This is a genomic window from Sinosporangium siamense (assembly GCF_016863435.1).
Classification (GTDB): domain Bacteria; phylum Actinomycetota; class Actinomycetes; order Streptosporangiales; family Streptosporangiaceae; genus Sinosporangium; species Sinosporangium siamense.
On record NZ_BOOW01000018.1, the window covers coordinates 147,555 to 170,222 of the forward strand.

17 protein-coding genes and 1 pseudogene are annotated in these 22,668 nt (G+C 69.8%); 14 read left to right on the forward strand and 4 right to left on the reverse strand.

Going from position 1 to position 22,668, the window contains the following annotated elements:
• The first annotated feature begins 98 nt into the window (after nt 1–98).
• The 3 genes from Ssi02_RS13930 to ilvC all read left to right on the forward strand — a co-directional run bounded on the left by Ssi02_RS13930 (nt 99) and on the right by ilvC (nt 3,461).
• Nucleotides 99–1,871: an acetolactate synthase large subunit gene (locus Ssi02_RS13930; RefSeq protein WP_275410679.1), complete on the forward strand. Its 1,773-nt coding sequence runs from the start codon at nt 99–101 to the stop codon at nt 1,869–1,871.
• Nucleotides 1,872–1,876: 5 nt separating this feature from the next.
• Nucleotides 1,877–2,401 carry an acetolactate synthase small subunit gene (ilvN, locus tag Ssi02_RS13935; RefSeq protein WP_204025574.1) on the forward strand — a complete coding sequence of 175 codons (525 nt, stop codon included), beginning with the start codon at nt 1,877–1,879 and terminating at the stop codon, nt 2,399–2,401.
• A 61-nt stretch (nt 2,402–2,462) separates the two neighbouring features.
• Complete coding sequence (ilvC, locus tag Ssi02_RS13940) at nt 2,463–3,461, forward strand: ketol-acid reductoisomerase (protein WP_507763434.1); 999 nt, start codon at nt 2,463–2,465, stop codon at nt 3,459–3,461.
• Between the two features lie 239 nt (nt 3,462–3,700).
• Here ilvC and Ssi02_RS13945 read toward each other — a convergent pair whose 3' ends face one another.
• Nucleotides 3,701–4,642, reverse strand: coding sequence for a CAP domain-containing protein (locus Ssi02_RS13945; RefSeq protein ID WP_204025575.1), 942 nt, complete (start codon nt 4,640–4,642; stop codon nt 3,701–3,703).
• Nucleotides 4,643–5,446: 804 nt separating this feature from the next.
• Nucleotides 5,447–6,001 carry an FHA domain-containing protein gene (locus Ssi02_RS13950; RefSeq protein ID WP_204025576.1) on the reverse strand — a complete coding sequence of 185 codons (555 nt, stop codon included), beginning with the start codon at nt 5,999–6,001 and terminating at the stop codon, nt 5,447–5,449.
• A gap of 110 nt (nt 6,002–6,111) precedes the next feature.
• On the opposite strand from Ssi02_RS13950, the gene Ssi02_RS13955 reads away from it, so the two are divergent.
• The 3 genes and pseudogenes from Ssi02_RS13955 (at nt 6,112) to Ssi02_RS13965 (ending at nt 9,882) form a co-directional block, all read left to right on the forward strand.
• The gene (locus Ssi02_RS13955) at nt 6,112–6,606 is read left to right on the forward strand and encodes a PadR family transcriptional regulator (protein ID WP_239128898.1); all 495 of its coding nucleotides are present in this window, start codon (nt 6,112–6,114) and stop codon (nt 6,604–6,606) included.
• 152 nt (nt 6,607–6,758) lie between these two features.
• A pseudogene (locus Ssi02_RS39615) lies at nt 6,759–7,097 on the forward strand (ABC transporter ATP-binding protein); the annotation flags it as partial.
• A gap of 256 nt (nt 7,098–7,353) precedes the next feature.
• The gene (locus Ssi02_RS13965; RefSeq protein WP_239128899.1) at nt 7,354–9,882 is read left to right on the forward strand and encodes an FtsX-like permease family protein; all 2,529 of its coding nucleotides are present in this window, start codon (nt 7,354–7,356) and stop codon (nt 9,880–9,882) included.
• A gap of 53 nt (nt 9,883–9,935) precedes the next feature.
• On the opposite strand, the gene Ssi02_RS13970 is transcribed toward Ssi02_RS13965, so the two are convergent.
• A complete protein-coding gene (locus Ssi02_RS13970) occupies nt 9,936–10,910 on the reverse strand; it encodes a hypothetical protein (protein ID WP_204025582.1) in 975 nt (324 codons plus the stop codon).
• 288 nt (nt 10,911–11,198) lie between these two features.
• Here Ssi02_RS13970 and serA point away from each other — a divergent pair, with 288 nt between their 5' ends.
• Nucleotides 11,199–12,788 (forward strand): phosphoglycerate dehydrogenase, encoded by a 1,590-nt coding sequence (gene serA / locus Ssi02_RS13975; protein ID WP_204025584.1) that lies wholly within the window; start codon nt 11,199–11,201, stop codon nt 12,786–12,788.
• A gap of 669 nt (nt 12,789–13,457) precedes the next feature.
• On the opposite strand, the gene Ssi02_RS13980 is transcribed toward serA, so the two are convergent.
• On the reverse strand, nt 13,458–14,354 hold the full coding sequence (locus Ssi02_RS13980) for an ROK family protein (RefSeq protein ID WP_204025586.1): 897 nt from the start codon (nt 14,352–14,354) through the stop codon (nt 13,458–13,460).
• 800 nt (nt 14,355–15,154) lie between these two features.
• Between Ssi02_RS13980 and Ssi02_RS13985 the strand changes: the two genes are divergently transcribed.
• Genes Ssi02_RS13985 through Ssi02_RS14015 form a run of 7 tightly spaced genes read left to right on the forward strand, consistent with a single transcriptional unit; the run spans nt 15,155 to nt 22,615 of the window.
• On the forward strand, nt 15,155–16,378 hold the full coding sequence (locus Ssi02_RS13985) for an ROK family transcriptional regulator (RefSeq protein WP_204025588.1): 1,224 nt from the start codon (nt 15,155–15,157) through the stop codon (nt 16,376–16,378).
• Nucleotides 16,375–17,142 (forward strand): ABC transporter ATP-binding protein, encoded by a 768-nt coding sequence (locus tag Ssi02_RS13990; RefSeq protein WP_204025590.1) that lies wholly within the window; start codon nt 16,375–16,377, stop codon nt 17,140–17,142. Before Ssi02_RS13985 ends, Ssi02_RS13990 begins: the two co-directional genes overlap by 4 nt.
• Entirely contained in the window at nt 17,139–17,960 is an 822-nt protein-coding gene (locus Ssi02_RS13995; protein WP_204025592.1) for an ABC transporter permease, read from the forward strand. Before Ssi02_RS13990 ends, Ssi02_RS13995 begins: the two co-directional genes overlap by 4 nt.
• Complete coding sequence (locus tag Ssi02_RS14000; RefSeq protein ID WP_204025594.1) at nt 17,957–19,051, forward strand: ABC transporter substrate-binding protein; 1,095 nt, start codon at nt 17,957–17,959, stop codon at nt 19,049–19,051. The genes Ssi02_RS13995 and Ssi02_RS14000 overlap by 4 nt, the downstream gene beginning before the upstream one ends.
• Before the next feature lie 8 nt (nt 19,052–19,059).
• Nucleotides 19,060–20,412 carry a hypothetical protein gene (locus Ssi02_RS14005; protein WP_204025596.1) on the forward strand — a complete coding sequence of 451 codons (1,353 nt, stop codon included), beginning with the start codon at nt 19,060–19,062 and terminating at the stop codon, nt 20,410–20,412.
• Nucleotides 20,409–21,341: an ROK family protein gene (locus tag Ssi02_RS14010; protein WP_204025598.1), complete on the forward strand. Its 933-nt coding sequence runs from the start codon at nt 20,409–20,411 to the stop codon at nt 21,339–21,341. The genes Ssi02_RS14005 and Ssi02_RS14010 overlap by 4 nt, the downstream gene beginning before the upstream one ends.
• A gap of 47 nt (nt 21,342–21,388) precedes the next feature.
• Nucleotides 21,389–22,615 (forward strand): ROK family transcriptional regulator, encoded by a 1,227-nt coding sequence (locus Ssi02_RS14015; protein WP_204025600.1) that lies wholly within the window; start codon nt 21,389–21,391, stop codon nt 22,613–22,615.
• Nucleotides 22,616–22,668 lie beyond the last annotated feature (53 nt).

Below are 22,668 nucleotides of genomic sequence, written 5' to 3' on the forward strand. Positions count from 1 at the left end.
CTTCGCCGGCGCGCAGGCCGTTAAGCGAAGCACTCCGACCTGCGCGCCGCCCCAGCTCCGCCCACCAGCGGAAACGGGGCCTTTTTTATGCCAGTTGACTGCTCAGCCACTCAAGGAACGAGCCGATGACCGAACGGATGACAGGTGCGCAGTCCCTCGTCAGGGCACTGGAGCACGTCGGGGTCGACACGGTGTTCGGGATCCCTGGCGGTGCGATTCTGCCCGCCTACGACCCCCTCTACGACTCGACCAAGGTCCGGCACGTGCTTGTAAGGCACGAGCAGGGCGCGGGTCATGCCGCCGAGGGCTATGCCCAGGCGACGGGCCGGGTCGGCGTGTGCATGGCGACCAGCGGACCCGGTGCGACCAACCTGGTGACCCCCATCGCAGACGCCCATATGGACTCGGTGCCGATCGTCGCGATCACCGGGCAGGTGGCCAGCGCCGCGATCGGCACGGACGCCTTCCAAGAGGCCGACATCTCGGGCATCACCATGCCCATCACGAAGCACAACTTCCTGGTGACCGACCCCGCCGAGATCCCCCGGACGATCGCCGAGGCGTTCCACATCGCCTCCTCCGGCCGCCCAGGGCCGGTCCTGGTCGACATCGCCAAGGACGCCCTCCAGGCGACCACCGTCTTCGAGTGGCCGCCCACCCTGCAGCTGCCGGGCTACCGCCCGGTCACCCGGCCGCACTCCAAGCAGATCCGCGAGGCCGCCCGGCTGATCGTCGAGGCGAGCCGCCCGGTGCTCTACGTCGGCGGCGGCGTCCACAAGGCGCGCGCCTCGGCCGAGCTGCGCACCTTGGCCGAGCTGACCGGCATCCCCGTCATCACCACCCTGATGGCGCGCGGCACCTTCCCCGACAGCCACCCCCTGCACCTCGGCATGCCCGGCATGCACGGCAGCGTGGCCGCGGTCGGCGCGCTCCAGCGCGCCGACCTGATCATCGCCCTCGGCGCGAGGTTCGACGACCGGGTCACCGGGCAGCTCGCCAGCTTCGCCCCGCACGCCAAGGTCATCCACGCCGACATCGACCCGGCGGAGATCTCCAAGAACCGCCACGCCGACGTGCCGATCGTCGGCGACTGCCGCGAGGTCCTGGTCGACCTGGCCGCCGCCGTCAAGCACGAGCACAACGAGGGCCGGCGCGGCGACTACGACGAGTGGTGGGCGCTGGTGGGCGGCTACCGGTCGACCTACCCGCTCGGCTTCGACGAGTTCGCCGACGGCTCGCTCGCGCCGCAATATGTCATGGAGCGGCTGAGCAAGCTGGTCGGCCCCGACGCCTACTACGTCGCGGGTGTCGGTCAGCACCAGATGTGGGCGGCCCAGTTCATCGGCTACGAGAACCCGGGCAGCTTCATCAACTCCGGGGGCCTTGGCACGATGGGCTTCGCCGTTCCCGCCGCCATGGGCGCCAAGATGGGCAAGCCCGACGCCACGGTGTGGGCGATCGACGGCGACGGATGCTTCCAGATGACCAACCAGGAGCTCGCCACCTGCGCCATCGAGGGTGTGCCGATCAAGGTCGCGGTCATCAACAACGGCAACCTCGGCATGGTCCGCCAGTGGCAGACGCTCTTCTACGACCAGCGTTACTCCAACACCGACCTGCAGACCGCGCGGCGCATCCCCGACTTCGTGAAGCTCGCCGAGGCATATGGCTGCGTCGGCCTGCGGTGTGAGCGTCCCGAGGACGTCGACGCCACGATCGCCAAGGCGATGGAGATCAACGACGTCCCGGTGGTGGTCGACTTCGTCGTGCACCAGGACGCGATGGTGTGGCCGATGGTGGCGGCAGGCACCAGCAACGACGACATCAAGTACGCCAGGGACATGGCCCCGATCTGGGACAGCGAGGAATGACGCGCATGAGCAGGCACACGCTCTCCGTGCTGGTCGAAAACAGACCCGGTGTCCTCGCCAGGGTCTCCAGCCTCTTCTCGCGGCGCGGGTTCAACATCGACTCCCTCGCCGTCGGGCAGACCGAACACCCCGACATCTCGCGCATGACCATCGTGGTCAATGTCGAGGAACTGCCGCTAGAGCAGGTCACCAAGCAGCTCAACAAGCTGGTCAACGTTCTGAAGATCGTCGAACTCGATCCTTCGCAGTCCGTTCAGCGTGAACTCATGCTGATCAAGGTTCGAGCCGACGCCGAAACCCGGTCACACGTGCTCGAACTGGTCCAGCTCTTCCGGGCCCGTTGCGTCGACGTCGCGGCGGAGGCGGTGACCATCGAGGTCACCGGCACCCCGGACAAGCTGGAGGCATTTATTAAGGTGCTGGAGCCGTTCGGCATCAAGGAGATGGTGCAGTCTGGCATGGTGGCCATCGGCCGGGGTGCCCGCTCCATCACCGACAGATCGCTCCGGGCTCTGGACCGCTCCGCGTAGGCCCTGGCTCAAGCGCGCGAGCGACACCCTCCGCCATAACATTACGAAAGGCATTTCTGAAGTGACCGAGATCTTCTATGACGACCAGGCCGACCTGTCGATCATCCAGGGTCGGCACGTGGCCGTCCTCGGGTACGGCAGCCAGGGCCACGCCCACGCGCTCTCGCTCCGTGACTCCGGTGTCGACGTGCGCGTCGGCCTGCCCGAGGGCTCCAAGAGCCGCGAGAAGGCCGAGAGCGACGGCCTGCGCGTGACCACGCCCGGCGAGGCGGCAGAAGAGGCCGACCTGATCATGATCCTGGCGCCGGACCACGTGCAGCGCCACCTCTACGCCGAGCACGTCGCCCCCAACCTCGTCGCCGGCGACGCGCTGTTCTTCGGCCACGGCCTCAACATCCGCTACGGCCTGATCGAGGCCCCCGAGGGTGTCGACGTCGCCATGGTCGCCCCCAAGGGCCCTGGCCACCTGGTGCGCCGTCAGTTCACCGCCGGGCGCGGCGTGCCGTGTCTGGTCGCGGTCGAGCGCGACGCCACCGGCAACGCCTGGCAGCTCGCCCTGTCCTACGCCAAGGGCATCGGCGGCACCCGCGCCGGCGCGCTCAAGACCACCTTCACCGAGGAGACCGAGACCGACCTGTTCGGTGAGCAGGCCGTGCTGTGCGGCGGCGTCGCCGAGCTCATCAAGACCGGCTTCGAGACCCTCATCGAGGCGGGCTACCAGCCCGAGGTGGCCTACTTCGAGTGCCTCCACGAGATGAAGCTGATCGTCGACCTCATGTATGAGGGTGGCGTCTCGAAGATGTACTGGTCGGTGTCCGACACCGCCGAATACGGCGGCTACACCCGCGGCCCGCGCGTGGTCAACTCCGAGACCAAGAAGGAGATGCAGCGCATCCTCGGCGAGATCCAGTCGGGAGCGTTCACCCGCGAGCTGGTCGAGGAGTTCGACGGCGGCCAGGGCAACTTCCGCAAGTTCCGCGAGGAGCTCGCCGAGCACCCGATCGAGAAGACCGGCGCCAAGCTGCGCCCGATGATGAGCTGGCTCAAGAACGAGAGCTGACCGCTCCCTCCAGCCGGCCTGCACGGCGCCGCCCCGTTCACGTGGGGCGGCGCCGTGCTGCTTCGTGCGCCTTGCCTTGTGCATCGCTGCGCATGTGGCCGCGTCGCTCTACATGCGCCGTGCTGCTTATGCGCGGTGCCGGCTGCTTGTGCGCGCTGCCTATGCGCGTTGCCGGCTGCTTGTGCGCGCTGCTAATGCGTGCTGTGCCGTACTGCGAGCCTCTAAGCACCGGGCCGCGGTCAGCGTGCGAAGACCTGCGTCCAGTACGGCCCGCCCTTGGCGCCGCCGGCGTGGTGGCCCACACCGATGTGGGTGTGCGCGCAGTTCAGCATGTTGGCGCGGTGCCCGGCGCTGTTCAGCCAGCCCTTCACGACCGCCTCGGCGGTGCGCTGGCCCATGGCGATGTTCTCCCCCCAGCCGCGCATCGGGGTGAAGCCGCTCGCCTTGATGCGGTCACCCGGGTTCTTGCCCTCGGGTGAGGTGTGGCTGAAGTATCCCCTGTCGGCCATGTCCTTCGAGTGTCCCGCCGCGGCCGCGCGCAGGCGCGCGTCGGCCGTCACGGGCTGGCAGCCGTTCTGCCGGCGGGCGTCGTTGGTGAGCCGCACGACCTCGCGCTCGATCGCCGTGCCGACAAGCCCGTCGGTCTCGGTCGGCTCGGGCGAGGCCGTGGGCGCGACCGTGGAGGTGGGTGTGGCGGTAGGCGTGCGCGTAGGCGTGCGCGAGGGAGTCGGCCGCGTCGGCGTGGGCTGCGGCCGGGTGGGGGTGACCGAGGGGCTGGGGCTCGCGCCCGGCCCGCAGGAGAGCTTCACGGCCTGCGACTCGGCGACCAGGCCGTTGCGGCCGAGCGCGACCACGTAGTAGCTGTCGGCGTCGGAGGTGCAGTTGGCGGTCGTGGTCACCGCACCGTTGATCAGTGTGCGTGATGCGCTGGCCAGGATCGGGTCACTGCCCGGTTTGTCGGCAATAAGTCGCACCCGCAGTGTTATGGGCCGTTCGCACCCTTCCCTCTGTATTTCACCGCGGACGACGCCTTTGTTATCCACAGTGGGCTTGACGGCGACCACTTGGCAGTTGAGAGCCTGGGTCGCCGCCGCGCCGGCCGTCGCCTGCGCGGGAGCCGGTATGGCCGACAGGGCCACGACGCCTCCGATGTACGCGAGTGCCCGCGTCGGTCCACGCATGAGTCCTCCAGGGGAGCGTTACCTGTTGGAAATCGCATTCTTCTTTCGCTAGTAGGAGTATGTCCCAATATTTCTGCCGAAATCTGGGATTCCAACTTGTCCGGAAACTTGGCATATGCGCACGCACCCCCTCGGCCGGTGCAATGCGAGGACCCGGCGCGGCAGTGGCGCATGCCGACATAGACGCAGGTCAGCGCCGCACATCGCGATGAATTCACCCCGCCGAACGAGCACCGCCGTACGGCGGACCTCGCTACCGGCCGGCCCCGTCAAGCGAGCGTCGCCGTACGGCAGAAGCCCGCGTGGCCCCGGCCACCCGGCCGGCGTCGACCGTGGGTCGGTGATGCGGCGTGGCGGCGGAGCGGCCCGCCGGCACGGCCCGGTCCCGCCATGGCGCGCGCCCACCTTCGGCCGAGCCGCGAGCGCGGTCGGGTTCGATCGGAGGTCCGGCCATGCGGCGCAGGCCTGCCCCTGGTCGGCCCGCCGACCTTTGTGAGCGAGTGCCGCCGTGTGGCGAAGGCCCACGCGGCCACGGCCGTCTGGTCGGCGTCGGCCGAGGGGGGCCTTACGGCGTGGCGGCCGAGCGGCCCGCCGCACAGCCGGGTCCGGGTCGTCAGGGGGCGCCCCACCTTCGGCCGACCCGCGAGCGCGGTCGAGCTCGACGGGAGGTGCCGGCCGTACGGCGAAAGCCGACGTGGCCGCGGAGCGGCCCGGCGCGGGAGCGGGGGGCGGCCGAGTATCGCCGTACGGCGGAAGCCCGCGTAGCCATGGCACGGCACGTGGCCGGGCGAGGCGGGTGCGGGGTCAGTCGAGCTGGGTCGCCGTCGACACCACGAAGGCGCAGTCGCCGAAGGACACCTCGTCCCCCGGGCGCACGCGGGCGGGGCCCACCAGGCGCCAGCCGTTCAGCCGGGTGCCGTTGAGTGAGCCGAGGTCCACGAGCATCCAGGACGTCTCCTCGCCCTCCCTGCGCAGCTCGGCGTGGACCCGGGACACGGTCAGGTCGGCGAGCACGAGGTCGCAGGCGGAGCCGCGGCCGACGACGTAGCGCAGGCGGCTGTCCACGGGCAGGGCGAGTTTGGGCAGGCGGGGCCGTCGCCAGGCGGACTCGACGCGTGTGGTGAAGTCCGACACCGAGGACACCATCTCGGTGAGCCGGCGCCGCCAGCGGCCGCGCGGCGGCAGATCGGAGACAAGATCGTCAAGCTCGCCGCGGCTTTGGGCTCTGAGTGCCGCGTCGACACGACCGAGAAACGTGTCATGCGACAGGGCGCCATCGACGGCCCGGTCGCGGAGATCCTCGATTGCGCGATCGCGGTCCCCATCGGAGGCGCGAACCGGGGGATGCGTCGAGCTCATATCCCGAGTATCCGTCTCAACCGCTTGCACTGTCCAGATTTCCGGAAGTTCGTTGCGGTTCACATACTCAGTATGCATACTCAGTATATATGTCTATCCGGCACGGACTCTTGGCCCTTCTCAGCGGTGGCCCGCGCCACGGCTACCAGCTACGTGCCGACTTCGAGGCGTCGACGGGGGCGATCTGGCCACTGAACATCGGCCAGGTCTACACGACGCTTTCGAGGATGGAGCGCGACGGTCTCGTCACACCTGGCGAGACCGTCGAGCAGGGCCGAGTGGTCTACGCCATCGCCGAGGCCGGACGGACCGAAATGGAGCGATGGTTCAACACCCCCATCGCCCGGTCCGACCGGCCCCGGGACGAGCTCGTGATCAAACTGGCGATGGGGCTCACCGCCCCCGGCGTCGATGTGACCTCCATAGTGCGTGCGCAGCGCATCTCCACCATGCGCGCCCTTCAGGAGGCCACCAGGGCCAAGCACGCCGCCAGGGGGGACCTGTCCCAGCGCCTCGTGGCCGACTCGATGATCTTCCAGATCGAGGCCGAGCAGCGCTGGCTGGACCACTGCGAGGCGGTCCTGGGTGCCCGAGGCGGGCTTTAGGCGCCCCAGAGGAAGCACTCACCCCGGAAAGGGGCTCGATGACAGTTTTACGGCTCGACACGGTCTCCCGTATGCACGGCTCGGGGGAGACGGCTGTGCACGCGCTGCGAGAGGTGAGCCTCACGGCGGAGGCGGGGGAGCTCCTCGCCGTGATGGGACCGTCGGGATCGGGCAAGTCCACGCTGCTCAACGTCGCGGGCGGACTCGACCGCCCCACCTCGGGCACGGTGACCGTCGAGGACGTGGAGTTGACCGCCCTGCCGGCCGCGAAACGCGTGGCGCTGCGCCGCCGGCACATCGGCTATGTGTTCCAGGACCTCAACCTCATCCCCTCCCTGAGCGCGGTCGAGAACGTCATGCTTCCCCGCGAACTCGACGGCGCGAGTACGACCGCCGCCAGAAAACAGGCCATGGCGGCACTGGAGGAGGTGGGTCTCGCGCACATCGCCACGCGCCACCCCGACGAGATCTCCGGCGGCCAGCGGCAACGTGTCGCCATCGCCAGGGCCCTGTTGGGGGAGCGCCGCCTGCTGCTTGCCGACGAGCCCACCGGCGCCCTCGACACCGTGAGCGGCGACGAGATCCTCGGCCTGCTGCGCGGACGCTGCGACGCGGGGGCCACCGTACTCCTCGTCACCCACGAGGCACGTTACGCGGCGTGGGCGGACCGGGTGGTGTTCCTCCGCGACGGCGCGGTGACCGACTCCACCGCCGACGCAGGCGCCGGCGATTCCCTCACGGCACCTGATGAGCGCCGTCAGGCTCGCCGTACGGCTGTCGCTGAGGGGCTTACGCCGGACCAAGGGCCGCAGCACGCTCGTCGCGGCCATGGTGGCGGTGCCCGTGGCGCTGTTCACCGCGTTCTTCACATATATGGCCACGCTGACACTCAGCCCGTGGGAGAACGTCCCTCAGCGGTTCGGCGCGGCGGACGTGAGGATCGAGGAGCGCAACCAACTCGTGGACGCGCATGTCGGCACGCGAATACTCGAAGCCGCTCTGCCGGCCGGCACGCGGCTTCTGCCGTTCCACCAGCTCCATGTCACGGCCGGAACCGAAAAGCGGAACACAAGCGCGATGGCGGTCACCGTGATCGACCTGCGGCACCCGTTGGCGGCGGGCATGGTCACCCTCGTGAAAGGGCGTCTCCCCGTAGCCGCAGGTGAGGCCGTGGTGGCCGAGACGGCCCGAATCCCGGTCGGGAGGCCGCTGGGCCTGCAGGAGCCGGCCACCTCGGTGCGAGTGGTGGGGGTCGTGCGCACTGTGGTGGGATACGGCAACTATCTCGGCGTCTTTCCCGGCAGCCTGCCTCAGAGCAAGCCTTCCCGGGCGATGTGGCTCGCCGACCTCCCGGGCACGGCCTCGGTTCCCGCCGACGTCAGGGGCTACATCGTCCAAGCGCGCACCGACGATGAGAACCGGCGCGATGTCTGGAACCTCACCTCGCTGGACGACGACTGGGACGCCCTGCCGACCCTGGCCGTTCTCAGCGCATTGGCGGTGGTCGAGGTCGCGCTGCTCGCGGGGCCCGCCTTCCTGATCGGATGGCGGCGCCGCGCGAGGGAACTCGCCTTGATCGCGGCGCAGGGCGGCTCCGCGCGCCAGGTGAGGCTGGTCGTGCTCGTCGACGGGTTCGTCCTCGGCGCCGTCAGCGCTGTGACGGGGGCGGGTCTGGGAGTCGCCGCAGTGTGGGCCGCCGCGCGGCTGCTCCCGCCCATCCCGGCGATGGGGCCCTTTGACGTGCCCTGGATCGACGTGGGCCTGCTCGCGGGCCTGGGAGCGCTCAGCGCGTCTGTGGCGGCCCTTCTGCCCGCTCTCCAGGCCGCGCGCACGGACACGGCGGCGGTGCTGGCGGGGCGTAGGTCCGCGCCGCGCGGCGGGCGCGGACGGCCGGTCGCCGGAGGAGTGCTCCTCGTCGCCGGCGGCGCGTTGATCCTGGCGAGCGCCCAGTCCTTCAGCGCGCCGGTGTTTCTTCTCGGCGGCCTGCTCGGGCAGCTCGGTGTCGCCGCCGTCGCGCCCGGCGTGCTGGGGCTGGTCGCGAAGTGCGCGCCCTGGGCGCCGCTGCCTCTGCGGCTGGCCGTCCGCGACGCGGTGCGCAACCGCGGGCGTACGGCACCCGCCGTCGCGGCGGTGATCGCGGCCGTGGCCGCCTCCACCGGGATCATGGTCGCCGCCACCAGTGAGCACAGCAGCCGGAGCAGCCAATATCTCCAGCTCCACCCGGTCGGCGCGGCGGTTGTGCGATGGAGCGGCCAGACACCCGCCGAGTGGCGCGCGGTCGCGGCGACACTCCGCCGGGAGTTGCCCGGTGTGCCGCTGGCCGAGACGTCGCTGCTCGGGGATCGCACGCGTTACGCCATGTTCGACGCCGCCGCGGAGGGGGCGGGTTGCGTCTGGCCGTGTGATCACCTGGTCGCGGCCGGCCTTCCTGTGGGAGACGGAAACCTGCTGCGCTACCTGCTCGGGAAGGACGATCCCGTGTCCCAGGCGTCGCTGGCCGCGGGGAAGGCCGTGGTCTTCGATGCCCGGCTGGTGGAGCGGGGACAGATCCGGATCACCGTGAGGGCCGTAGAAGCCGATGACGGAGACGACGTGGAGTCCGTGCGCACCGTCACCCTGCCCGCCGTCACCGCCACCCCCGAAAGTGGCACGAAGGTCCAGATGGTGCTCCCGCTTTCGGCGGCCGAGCGCCTCGGCACGGGTGTGCGGGCGAGCGCCTATCTCGTCGACCGTCGGCTGGACGCAGATGAGCTGGAACGCGTCGAGAAGGCCCTGCTACAGCACAGTCCGCATCTCGACGTCTACATCGAGAGCGGTCCGCAGTCCAATGTGGATCTCTATCTGCGAGCGGGTGCCGTGGTGGCCTCTCTGGTGGCTCTCGCCACCGCGCTGATCATCGGCGGGCTGGCCGGCGCCGACGCCCGTCCCGACATCGCGAGCCTGACCGCGATCGGCGCGTCGCGGCGCGTGCGCAGGTGGTTCACGGTGGGGCAGGCGGGACTCATCGTGGCACTGGGGGCGGTGCTCGGTGTGATCGCGGGGGTGATGGTGGGGTGTGTCGTCGCCGCGGCGGAGCTAGGGCTGTTGTCGGGCTTCGTGTGGGAGACCACGTTCACCGGGGACAGTACCGCGTACTGGAGAGATCGTCCCGACCTGGTGCTCGATGTGCCCTGGACCTTGCTCGCCGGCACGGTGCTCGTGCTGCCGCCGGCCGCCGCTGCCGTGTCCGCGCTGTTCACCAGGACGGACGAGCCCCTCACCCGCCGCCAGACCTGACCGCGCGGGACATCCCCGGCGGCTGCCCCGCCGCCGGGGATGTGAGCGAAACCTCAAAAACCTTTGCCGGGGCAGACCACGTGCGCGCCGATCTCGACCATGCGCTGTTCGCTGCGGGAGTCGGCGACCCTGGCCATGAGGATGGGCGCCTCGCTCGCGGCGAGCTGGGGCAGGCGGGCGCGCACGCCCTTGTGGAGGTCGCGCACGACGTCCTCGGCGGCGGTCATGTGCACCTTGACGTGCAGCATGATCCCGGGCGCGCCCGACGTGGTGCGTGCCTGCGAGATCCATACATGGTGGATGAGCGGATAATCCGGCAGCAGAAGGCCCACAGCCTGCCGCAACGCGGGCAGTATCGGGTGATCACACCGCTCGTAGCCGGGGTCGACCTGTTGCATCGGTCCAGACAAATGCGGCCTGGGAGCCGGAATCCACGGGATGCCGCCCTGCCCCGGCGAGGGCGGCGCGGCCGGCCTCGACGCCGGAGCCGGGGGGCGTACGCCGTGCGGCCGCGTGGCCGGGGGCCTGGGCGGCTGGCCCAGCGGATTGGACGTGAGGGGAGCGGGCGGGAGCGGGGTCGGGGCCGCCAAGGGGGTCTGGGTTCCCGAGCGGGGGACCGCGGCCATGGCGTCCGTGGCGTATGCAGTGGGGGGCGCGCCCGAGAGCACCGGGGTGGGGCCGCTTCTGGTGGATTTGAGGAATCGCTGGATGTCGACGAGCGGGACGGCGGCCGCAGCGGGGCCCGCCGCGTCGATGACGATCTCGTGCACCCCGGTCACCCGTTGGATGTCGAGCAGGGTGTCGACGTCGCACGCCGACAATGTGTAGGTGCCGCCGTGCTGGGCATATGTCTGCCGTCCGGTGTATCCGAGCAGCACTTTCTGACCCGTCTGGGTCGTGCCGAGCACGACCGAGCGGTCGGGGCGCACGGCGACCAGGATTCCCCACTCGGTGAGGGCCGCCAGGAGGCGCTGCGGGCTGCCGTGCTGGGCGAGCACGTCGGCGAGTGTGGGGTTCCCGATGCTCATAGGACGAACGATAGGTAGTGAACCACGGCTTAACAGGTTAATCGTGAATATTTATTGCGATCAATACCAAGATGGGGTCTCCATGGATGAGATCGGGCCCCGATGGGTAGCACCCGACCGCTGATCTACCCATTCACCCCGCCCGCCTATCACGCCCACGCGATCGTTCCACGAGACGTCTCGCATGCTGGGCACTCGTGAATGCGTTCACAAGCGCCGATAGACTGTGTGAGTCTTCCGGGGGCCGGTCCGTCGCCCCTGCCAGCCCGCCTTTAGAAGGATCCACCTGTGAACAAGCCCGTTGTCCTGGTCGCAGAGGAGTTGTCCGAGGCCGGTTTGGCCGTGCTCGGAGCGGACTTCGAGGTCCGCCACACCGACGGAGCCGACCGGTCCCAGTTCCTTCCCGCCCTCGCCGAAGCCGACGCTCTCATTGTGAGAAGCGCCACTCAGGTCGACGCGGAGGCGCTGGCGCACGCGCCGAAGCTGCGCGTCGTGGCCCGGGCCGGCGTCGGCCTGGACAACGTCGACGTCGAGGCCGCCACCAAGGCGGGCGTCATGGTCGTCAACGCCCCGACCTCCAACATCACCAGCGCCGCCGAGCACACCGTGGCGCTGATCCTCGCCACCGCCCGCAACGTCGCCCAGGGCCACAGCGCCCTGAAGGGCGGCGAGTGGAAGCGCTCCAAGTACACCGGCACCGAGCTCGACGAGAAGATCGTCGGCATCCTCGGCCTCGGCCGCATCGGCCAGCTCGTGGCCCAGCGCCTCCAGCCGTTCGGCGTCGAGCTGATCGCCTACGACCCCTACCTGCCCCCGGCCCGCGCCGCGCAGATGGGCGTGCGCCTGGTGTCGCTGGAGGAGGTGCTCCAGCAGGCCGACTTCCTCACGGTGCACCTGCCGAAGTCCAAGGAGACCCTCGGCCTCATCGGCGACCGCGAGCTCCACACGGTCAAGCCGAGCGTCCGCATCGTCAACGTCGCCCGCGGCGGCATCGTCGACGAGAACGCGCTCTACTCCGCGCTCAAGGAGGGCCGCGTCGCCGGCGCCGGCCTCGACGTGTTCGCCAAGGAGCCCTGCGTCGACAGCCCGCTGTTCGAGCTGGACAACGTCGTCGTGACGCCCCACCTCGGCGCCTCCACCCACGAGGCCCAGGAGAAGGCCGGCACCCAGGTGGCCCGCAGCGTCAAGCTGGCCCTCGCCGGCGAGTTCGTGCCCGACGCGGTCAACGTCCAGGGCGGCGCCGTCGCCGAGGACGTCAAGCCCGGCCTCCCGCTCGCCGAGAAGCTCGGCCGCGTCTTCACCGCCCTCGCGGGCGAGGTCGCCACCAAGCTCGACGTCGAGGTGCGCGGCGAGATCGCGGAGAAGGACGTCCGCGTCATCGAGCTCGCCGCCCTCAAGGGCGTCTTCACCGACGTCGTCGAGGACTCGGTGACCTACGTCAACGCGCCGCTGCTCGCCAAGACGCGCGGCGTCGAGGTCGACCTCGTCACGAGCTCCGACAGCCCCGACTGGCGCAACGTCGTGACCGTCCGCGGCGTGCTCGCCGACGGCCGCACCGTCTCGGTCTCCGGCACCCTGTCGGGACCCCGGCAGATCCAGAAGATCGTCGAGGTCAACGGCTACGCCATGGAGATCGAGCCCACCGATCACCTCGCCTTCCTCACCTACGTCGACCGCCCCGGCATCGTCGGCGTCGTCGGCCGCCTCCTCGGCGACCACGGCATCAACATCGCCTCCATGCAGGTCTCCCGTGACCAGAAGGGCGGCAAGGCGCTCATCGCGCTCACCGTCGACTCCGGTCTCGCCCCCGAGGTCGTCACCCAGATCGTCAACGAGATCGGCGCCGAAAGCGGCCGCACGGTCGACCTGACCGACTGATCCACCGACACCATGCGGCTGCCGCTCCCCATATGCGAGGGGCGGCAGCCGTTTGTCGTTCCGGTACGGCACAGCACCGCCGAGCGCAGGCCGCCCGCGGGCTGTGCCGTACCGAGGCATGATCGGGAAATCTCGACATGTGAGATGCTAGGACATCCAATGAGATGCCGTGCTACCGTGAGTGCACGGTAGATACCACCGGTGTGGTGATCGGGCGGAGACCATCGCCCGGCATCTCAGGGCATTGCGGCCCGGTCGACCCCGGGCTCGAGATTCACGCGGCGCCCACCATCGTGTCCGCGGGAGTGCCTCACGCCGTGTCGCCGCCGTGCGGGAGTCGCACGGTGTTCCGTGACCGCTCTTCGCGACCGTCGCCCGCCGACGCGTCGACCCCCCAACCGCACACCCGCGGTGTCCGCCGCCGCGTGATCGCGCACACGCAATTCTCACACTGCATTGGATCTGGTCATGTACGAGATGTACTCCTGGACGTCCACCGAGGACCACCGTGACGAGGCCGCCGACGCCGTCCAGACCGCGCTTGACCGCCGTGACAACGGCGGTGTGCCCAGCGGTCGCTGACCCCTGGGTTCGCCTCGGCCCACCTGTGGTTCGCCGGGGCGAACGTAAAGTTCCGCCCATCCCGCCGCGCAGGATGGGCGGAATGGCTCAGCGTCGTTCGCTGACGTTGGCCGCCAGGGCAAGAGCCCCGAAAAGCGGAGCGTCGTCGACGAAACGTGCGGCGATGATCTCGGGTGGGAACGGCACGGCCGCCGTGACCGCCGCCGTCAGCGTCGGGACGATGCGACGGGCGGCGCCCATCATGCCGCCGCCGACCACGACCCGCTCCGGGTCGATCATGACGCAGAGGTTGGCCACGGCCATCGCGAGCCCGTCGATCGCCTCGTTGAGCAGACCTTCGACCCGCTCGTCGCCCCCGCGGGCGAACAGTTCCGAGGCGGTGATCGGTCTGCCGAGCAGTGCCGTACCGCGATCGCCGAGGGCGCGGCCGGAGATGAACTCCTCCAGAGGGGCGTGCCCGGCGGCGAAGCCCGGCTCGCCGGGACTTCTCAGCAGGTAGCCGATCTCTCCGTTGGCGCCGTGCGCGCCGGAGACGACCCTGCCCCCGACGACCATGGCGGCGGCCAGGCCGGTGCCGAGGTTGAGGTAGAGGCCGGTGTCCACACCGCGGAGGGCGCCCCAGCGGAGTTCGGCCGAGGCGGCCGCCTTGACGTCGTTGTCGATGGCGACCGGTGTGCGCCCGAATTCATGGTGGAGCAGGCGAGGCAGCTCCAGACCCTCCCAGCCGGGGACGGCGGGGGCGAGTCTCACCCGATCACCACGCACAACTCCGAATGTGGACACGCCGACCGCACGTAACCGCCCGACACCCTTCAGCAGTTCGCCGGCGGCGGCGAAGCACCGCTGCACGACCTGACGCGCGCCTTGGGAGGCCAGTGTGGGCAGTCGCACCGAACCGACGGGCTGGTCGATGCTGTCACTCCGCGCCACTGCGAGGGCGACCTTGCTGCCCCCGAAGTCGATGCCGAGTACGTGATCTTTCATCTGGTGGTGCCCTTACATGCGAGTGAGCTGGCGGCGACGGCAGCGCAAGCGCACAGCGCGGCTGTCGCCCTGTCGCGGACTGAGCGGTCCGCTTTGAGCAGCATCATGCCGATGTTGATCGATTTGGTGATCAGGGTGCCGAGCGGCACCGCGGAGACGCGGGCCGGCCCACCGTGCAGCGACGTCCATCCGGCCAGGGTGGCGACGCCATAAGCAGGATGCCGCTGTCGCCTGAATTCTGGTTGACGGCCGCTAACCGCTCGGCTGCAAGCACCGCGCCTGTGGGGAGCGCGCCCCGGGGGCGGGTGGCGCCGGCGCCGATGCGGTGGGCCGCCGGTCACGACCACGGTCTTGTGCGCGTGGCGTTGAACGTTCCAGAGCGGCGGCGCCCGATCCGAGTCTGGGGCGCCGTCGGTGGTCGGTGGAGTGGTTGAGGGCGGGGGTGAGGTCGGGGTCCGGGAGTGATGACGGCCTGCTCTGTCTGCTGCCGCACTGTGTCAGGGCTCCAATCGGAAGTGTCGACCGCGCGACCGCTCCCGGCCTTCGCCGCCCGCGGCAACGATGTGCCCGTGGTGCCGAGTGGCGGATCAGTGGGGGGCCGCTGATCGTGGTGATCCTACTCTTGAGTCCGCCACCCCCGGGTTTGAGGGCGTCGTGTACCGCTTCCGTGCTCGGAGTGCGGAGATGGACGATCTACGCCGTCACCAAATTTAAATGTCCGGTCTTGACACCTTCGTCCGTCTCGTTACATTAGTTCGTCAGGAGAGCGAACTAATGTCACGATCGGGATAAGGACCGCGATGACCAGCAGCTATCCGCTGCAATCCACCCGCCAGCTCAGCAGCCAGGCAGTCGTCGAGGTGCTGCTGCGCGAAGCCCCGCTTTCGCGCGTGCAGATCGCGAAGATCACCGGACTGTCGAAGCAGACAGTCAACGAGATCGTGCGCCAGCTCGAAGCCGAAGGCTGGGTGAGCGAGCACGGCACGTCGCAGGGCGATGTCGGCAGGCGCGCGGTGACCTACTCGATGCAGCCCGGCGCCGGGTTCGTCATCGGGGTGGACGTCGGCGCCACCAAGCTCCGGGTCGCCCTCAGCGACCTCGCCGGCTCCGTGGTCTCCCAGGCCGAGGACGCGACCGAGCTGCGCGGAGGCCCCCACGTGTTCGATCAGATCCACGCGATGTGCGTGGGGCTGGCCGAGGACGCGGGGGTCCCCTGGGCGCGGATCCTCACCTCGGCCTTCGGCAGCCCGGGGGTCTTCAACAGCGAGACCGGCCACCTCGACCTGGCGCCCAACGTGCCCGGCCTTGAGGGCCTGGACGTCGCCGGCGCGCTGCGCGACAGGCTCGGGCACGAGATCGTGCTCGACAACGACGTCAACATGGCGGTCGTGGGCGAGCGCTGGCGCGGCGCGGCACGGGAGTGCTCGAACTTCGCGTTCGTCGCACTCGGCACCGGCATAGGGATGGGCATCTACATGGACGGCGCCGTCCGCCGCGGAGCCCACGGGGCCGCGGGCGAGATCGGCTACGCGCCGTTCGTGAACGACCCCTTCCAGCCGTCGCTGCACCGGCACGGCCCGCTGGAGGAGAAGCTCTCCAGCCAGGGCTTCAGCGCCGCCTATGAGGCCCTCACCGGCGAGCACGCGCCCCCGGAGACCGTCTTCGAACGCCAGGCGGCGGGCGAACCCGCCGCAGCCCAGGTGGTCGAGGCGTACGTCCGGCAGATCGCCCTCGTGCTGAGCACGGTCACCGCCTTCCTCGACCCGGAGCTGATCGTCGTGGGCGGAGGGATCGGGTCGCGGCCCGAACTGGTCGGCGAACTGCTGCCCCACTACCGGCGGCTCGCCGCCAACACCGCCGAGATCAGGACGAGCGCGCTCGGCGCGCGGGCGTCGCTGGTCGGCGCGATCGCGGTCGCGCTCAACCACGCCCACACCCGCCTTTTCGCGGCCGACGTGCCGCAGAAACTGCCCCTGCCGACCCCCGGCGCCGGGGCCGAACCACCCGCCAGGAGCGTTCGATGACCCACGGAACACTACGTGTCTCGGCCCTCACCAAGATCTTCAACAAGGGCTCCACCACCGTCACCGCGCTTGAGAACGTCGACATCGACATCGCCGAGGGCGAGTTCGTCTCGATCGTCGGCAGCTCGGGCTGCGGGAAGTCGACCCTCCTCAACATCCTCGCCGGGCTCGAACGGCAGAGCTCCGGCCAGGTCCTCGTCAACGGCAGGCCCATCGCCGGGCCCGGCCCCGACCGGGCCATGGTGTTCCAGTCCGACGCCTCCTTTCCCTGGCTCACCGTCAAGGACAACCTCGAATACGGCCTCAAGGTGCAGGGGCGGAGCCAGGCCGAGCGCGAACGGGTGGTGGGCGAGCTGCTGCCCCTGCTCGGCCTCGACCAGTTCGCCCACGCCTACCCGCGCGAGCTGTCCGGCGGCATGCGAAAGCGCATCGACATCGGGCGCGCCTACGCCGTGGAGCCGGAGATCCTCCTCATGGACGAGCCGTTCGGCGCCCTCGACGTCGTCACCCGCGAGCACATGCAGGACGAGCTTCTGCGCACCTGGTCGGCACGGCGCTCGACCGTCGTCTTCATCACCCACGACATCGACGAGGCGATCATGCTCTCGGACCGCATCGTCATGCTCAGCCCGCGGCCCGGCCGCGTCCGCGAGGTCGTCGACGTCCCCTTCGCCCGCCCCCGCACCCCCGAGCTGCGGGAGACCGCGGACTTCTACAAGCTGCGCACCGACCTCCGCCGCATGATGGGAGAGGCCACCCGATGAGACTGCGTTTGATCAGCCTGGGCTCCCTGGCCGCCGTCGCCGCCGTGTGGGCGGTGCTCACACTCGGCGGGTTCGTCGACAAGCTCTTCCTGCCCGGCCCGCAGGACCTCATGTCCGTCGTCACCGAGTCCTGGCAGGAGCTCCTCGCCAACCTCGGCTTCACCCTGACCCGGCAGGCGGTCGGGTTCCTCATCGGATCCGCCCTCGGCATCGGGCTCGGGCTGCTCATGGCGTCGAGCCGCGTGGTCAACGCCGTGCTCGACCCCCTGGTCGAGCTGATCAGGCCGATCCCGCCGCTCGCGATCATCCCGCTGCTGATCCTGTGGCTGGGCATCGGCGTCGTGCCTCAGGTGCTCCTCGTCGTCTTCGGCTGCTTCGTGATCATGGTGGTCAGCACCGTGGAAGCCGTTCGGAACGTTCCAAGAATCTACTTGAGCGCCGCGAGAACCCTCGGCGCCGGCAGCACCCGCATCTACCGGACCATCGTCATGCCGGCGATCGTCCCCGCCCTCGTGGGCAGCATCCGCGTCGCCGCCGCGGCCTCCTTCGGACTCGTCGTGGCCGCCGAGTTCATGGGGGCGCAGGAAGGCATCGGCTATCAGATGATCCTCGCCCAGCGCTACCTGCGCACCGACCAGATCATCGTCTGCATCGCCGTCATCACCGTCACCGCGTGGCTCGTCGACCAGGCCATCCGCCGCCTGGAGAGGCGCTACACCGGCTGGACCGAACGCCACGTCACCGCGGGCGGCGCAAGCCGTACCCGCCCCAAGTCCGCCGTGGTGGCCCCCGCCGCGGCCGCGAAGGAGAACTCATGAGAAAGATCGCCGTCCTGGCGCTCGGCTGCGCCCTCACCCTCGGGCTGGCGGCCTGCGGATCCGGCTCCGAGGACAACACCGCCGCCGGCACACCCGCGAAGCAGGCCGTGAAGTTCGGCATCATGCCGTACTTCGACTACGCGCCCTGGGACCTCGCGCAGGAGCAGGGCTTCTTCGCGGCCGAGGGCCTCGAATACACCTCGACGCTCTTCCCCGTCGAGGGCAACATGGCGCCGGCCCTGGTCAACGGCTCCGTCGACGTCGGTGCCTTCTCCGACACCGCCGCCGTCAACCTCGCCGGGCAGTTCCCGAAGCTGCGGATGATCGGCTTCCAGAACGTGTTCACCGGCTTCGCCATCATGGCCCGCAAGGGCCAGTTCACCACCTACGAGGAGAACCTCGCCAAGGCCGGCGGTGACGCGGAGAAGGCCGCCGTCGCGACGATCCAGCAGCTCAAGGGCAAGACGATCGTCACCACCAGCGGAGCCGCGTTCTCCATGGTCATCGACCAGGCCCTGGAGAAGGCCGGCATGCCGAAGAGCGACCTCAAGGTCGCCGACTTCGAGCCCGACGCGGGCGTCGCGGCCTTCCAGCGCGGCACCGGCGACATCTTCCTGGGCGGCCTGCCGCAGCGCCAGCGGCTGACCGAACTCGGCAACGTGCCGCTCATCGCCGGCGACCAGATCGGGCCCGGCGCCATCGCGCTCAGCGGCCTCGTGGCCAACGACGAGTTCGCCAAGCAGCACCCCGACGCGCTCGCCGCCCTCCAGCGCGTGTGGTTCAAGACCATGGCCTACATGGACGCCAACCCGGACAAGGCCCACGGTTTCATCGCCGACTGGGCCAACAAGAAGAACGGCGCCTCGAACAAGGCGGCGGACGTCGCCAAGTTCTACACGGACTACGTCAAGCTCGCCAAGACCCCCGCCGACGCCGACAAGATGTTCTACGCGGCCGACGCTCCCAACAACTGGAAGTCCCGCCTCGGCTACCTCATCAAGTACGGCGAAGCCACCAAAGCCCTCAAGCCCGGCACGGTGCGCGCGGACGAGCTTGTCATCGCCCCCGAAGTCATGAAAAAGGTTGGGTGAGCACCTAGATGGCAGGCATCCACATCCACACCCAGGATGTGAACGACGAGGGCGTCGAGGCCATCGCCTCCCGCATCGCCCGGATGGACGACGTCGAATACGTCTTCGCCCAGGTCAACACCATCTTCGAGCGGAATCCCTCCCCGACCGGCACGCTGGAGCACAACTCGGTGCACGACGTCGTCATCGGCGAGGGGCTGCTCTACACCGGCTTCGACCCGCAGGAGGTCTATCCCGGCCTCTATCAGAAGGTCGAGCCCGACCCGGACCGGCGCGACATCCTTGGAACGTTGCAAAGGTCCACGCTCAACGAGTCGTACACGATCGTGCCGTGGATCAACGTGCTGAACGGTGACTTCCTCGGCGACCTCGACGCCAGTTGCGTCGTGGACGTCGAGGGGGAGCGGGTGGGCCATTGGTTGTGCCCCAACGGCCCGCACGTCGTGGAGATGTGGGCCAGGGTGATCGCGGCCCTGGTCGAGCGCTACGGCTGGCGCACGATCATGATCGACCGGATCCGCTACCCCGACTGGTCCGGCCGTGAGCTTGAGCCGCGCTCCATCCTGAGCTGCTTCTGCGACTCCTGCCTGCGCGGCTTCCCCGAGGCAGGCATCGACGTCGATGATCTGCGCCGCGCCATGCGCGAGGTGGCCGGCCTGCTCGTCGAGGGGCGCTTCGCCGAGGCGGTCACCTCCTTCAGGGGCTCGCCGGTGCTGGCCTCCTGGGTGGAGTTCCGTCAACGCAGTGTCACCCGCATGGTCGAGAGGCTCGTCGCGCGCACACGCGAACTGAGCGCGGAGGTCGAGCTGTGGCTCGACGTGTGGCCGCCCTGCTACGGATGGTTGCTCGGCCAGGATCTGACCGAGCTCACCAAGCACGGCACGCGGCTCAAGCACTTCCCCTACCACCGCCTCGGCGGCGGGGCCGACGTCCAGGGTTTCATCGACTACTTCGCCGCCGACGACGAGGGCCGTGAGGAGGCATTCCGGGCGTTCCTCGACTTCTTCGGCCTGCCGTACGACCTCTCTTATCGGCGGTTCAAGGAGGACGGTTTCCCGCTGCGGTTCGTGCGCGACGAGAACGACAGGGTGCGGAGCCTCGCCCAGGAGGGCACCCGCGTCTACAGCGGCGTGCAGATGTGGAACCTGTCGCCCGCCGAGCTCGTGGAGGCGACCAGGGAGGCCTACGGCAGCCAGGCCGACGACGTCATCTACTACTGCTACGGCTGGGCGTCCGACGACCTGTTCGGCGCCGCCAACGGCCTTCGCCCCGAGGGTAACCTTCGCCCCGTGCAGGGCCATCGCCCCGTGCAGGGCCTTCGCTCCGCGAAGGGCCTTCGCTCCGCGGGTGGCAGCGGGTGAGCGGTGTCATCGGCATCGACCTCGGCGGCACCAAATGCCACGGCGCTCTGGGTGACGCCGCGGGCGCAGTCCTGGCGGAGTTCCGCACCGGCACCGATGTGCCCGGCGGGGCCGGTGAGGTGCTGACCCTGGTCTGGCGGCGGCTGCGGCGGGAGGCGGAGGACCGCGGCATCGACGTACGGCACGCCACCGTCGGCATCCCCGCGGTCTTCGATCCCGTCACCGGGCAGGCCAGCCAGGGCACCAACATCGGCTGGGAGGGCTTCGACGTCGCCGCCGTCGTCGAGACCTTCGAGGTGCCGGTGCTCGTCGAGAACGACGCCAACCTCGCGGGCCTCGCGGAGGCCACGGCCGGAAACGCCGTCGGGGTGCCCGACTTCGTGCTCCTGTCCCTCGGCACCGGCTTCGGCGGCGCCCTGTTCGCCGGCGGCGAGCTTGTGCGCGGTGCGCGTGGTGCGGCGGCCGAGTTCGGGGAGATGCTGCTCGCCGACCCCGAGGGCGGCCTGGTGCGGGCGGAGGACCGCGTCAGCGGTCTCGCCCTGCGCGACGACGCCCGCAAGCTGGTCACGGGCGACGCCGGTGCCGCGGCCGAGCTGGGGGAGGTCCCGACCGCCCAGACCGTGATCGCGGGCGCCGTGCGCGGGGAGCGGCACGCCCGGCTCCTGGTCGAAGAGATGCTGGACGCGCTGGCGCTGGTCGTGGTCAACATCTGCGCGACGACGGACCCCCGGCTGGTCGTGCTGGACGGCGGGATGGGGCGGGCGCTGGCGCCGTTCACCGGCGCGCTGGCGTCCCGGGTGGCGGGTCTGGGAGTGTCGTCGCCTCGGGTCGCCGTCTCCAGCCTCTACCCCAATGCCACCATCAGTGGGGCTTTGCAGCAGTCTGTACGGTACGTGGAGCGGTGCGTTAGTAAAGCTAATTTACTATGAACCTCAAAGAGACCCCTTTGAGGAGATCCTTGGGGGAGGTGTAGCACGTGCGGACCAGGTCGGATCAATTGGGCAGCCCACGCCTGCTACGGGTTATGAACGAGCGGCTGCTGCTCGACCATCTGCTCGTCCGCGGCCCAGCCTCCAGAGCCGACCTGGCCAAGATCACCGGCCTCTCCAAGCCGACAGTCTCGGCCGCCCTCGCCGGCATGGAGGACAGCGGGCTCGTCCACCTCGCCGGTGAAGTGCTCGGCCGGCCCGGCCCGGTGACATCGCTCTACGACGTCACCGCCGGGGCCGCCCACATCGGAGCCGTCGACATCGGCCGCGACTGGATCCGCGTCGCCGTCGCCGATCTCCGCGGCCGCTTCGTCGGCCGTAAAGACGGCAGGAACGCGGCCAAGAACAGCGAAGACCTGGTCAGCCGCGTCCGCGAACTCGCCCAGGCCGCCGCCGGCCAAGCCGGGCTCCCCTGGACCTCGGTCATCACCGCCGTCGTCGGCAGCCCCGGCGTCTACGACAAAGACGCCGACCGCATGATCTTCGCCCCCAACCTGCCCGGCTGGGAAGGCTCCGGTCTCGGCGACCGCCTGCGCACCGCCCTCGGCGTCGACGTCACCATCGAAAACGACATCAACCTCGCCGCCCTCGGCGAACACGCCTACGGCGCGGGCCACGGCATCGCCAACTTCGCCCTCGTGTCCATCGGCACCGGCGTGGGCATGGGCATAGTCGTCAACGGCGAACTCTACGTCGGTGCCCGCGGCGCCGCCGGCGAGGTCTCCTTCCTCCCCGCCCCCGAACCCGTCCCCGCCGACGACGACACCCTGCGCCACGGCCTCACCGAGTCGCTCGCCGCCGCCCCCGGCGTCGTCCGCGCCGCCCGCGCCGCCGGCCTTCACTTGGACACCGCCAAAGAGGTTTTCACCGCCGCCGCCGAGGGCGACCCGGCCGCCCTGGAGGTCGTCCACGCCGAAGGCCGCCGCATCGGCGGCCTGATCGTCGCCGTGGCCTCGGTCCTGGACCCCGAACTGGTCGTCCTCACCGGGGGCGTGGGCCACAACCTCGCCCTCCTCGGGGACGCCATCACGAGTCGCTTCGCCGAACTCGGCCCCCTCCGTCCCCGGGTGGTCGCCAGCACCTTGGGGGACAGCGGGGTCCTACTCGGGGCGGTCGCGCGTGCCCTTTCTCAGGCTTGGGACCATATTTTCGACTTGCGCCAGTCGGGGGTGCAGCCACGCCAATCGGGGGTGCAGTACGGCATGAGCCGCTGAGGGTGGCCTTGCCGGGGTCTTGGCCGGCCTGGTGGCGTGTCCCGAGCGGGTGC

Excerpts from the sequence above, each read along its gene's own strand:
- ilvN (WP_204025574.1), top strand. The coding sequence starts at position 1,877 with ATGAGCAGGCACACGCTCTCCGTGCTGGTCGAAAACAGACCCGGTGTC.
- Ssi02_RS13945 (WP_204025575.1), bottom strand. The coding sequence starts at position 4,642 with ATGCGTGGACCGACGCGGGCACTCGCGTACATCGGAGGCGTCGTGGCC.
- Ssi02_RS13950 (WP_204025576.1), bottom strand. The coding sequence starts at position 6,001 with ATGAGCTCGACGCATCCCCCGGTTCGCGCCTCCGATGGGGACCGCGAT.
- Ssi02_RS13965 (WP_239128899.1), top strand. The coding sequence starts at position 7,354 with ATGAGCGCCGTCAGGCTCGCCGTACGGCTGTCGCTGAGGGGCTTACGC.
- Ssi02_RS13970 (WP_204025582.1), bottom strand. The coding sequence starts at position 10,910 with ATGAGCATCGGGAACCCCACACTCGCCGACGTGCTCGCCCAGCACGGC.
- Ssi02_RS13980 (WP_204025586.1), bottom strand. The coding sequence starts at position 14,354 with ATGAAAGATCACGTACTCGGCATCGACTTCGGGGGCAGCAAGGTCGCC.
- Ssi02_RS13985 (WP_204025588.1), top strand. The coding sequence starts at position 15,155 with ATGACCAGCAGCTATCCGCTGCAATCCACCCGCCAGCTCAGCAGCCAG.
- Ssi02_RS13990 (WP_204025590.1), top strand. The coding sequence starts at position 16,375 with ATGACCCACGGAACACTACGTGTCTCGGCCCTCACCAAGATCTTCAAC.
- Ssi02_RS13995 (WP_204025592.1), top strand. The coding sequence starts at position 17,139 with ATGAGACTGCGTTTGATCAGCCTGGGCTCCCTGGCCGCCGTCGCCGCC.
- Ssi02_RS14000 (WP_204025594.1), top strand. The coding sequence starts at position 17,957 with ATGAGAAAGATCGCCGTCCTGGCGCTCGGCTGCGCCCTCACCCTCGGG.
- Ssi02_RS14005 (WP_204025596.1), top strand. The coding sequence starts at position 19,060 with ATGGCAGGCATCCACATCCACACCCAGGATGTGAACGACGAGGGCGTC.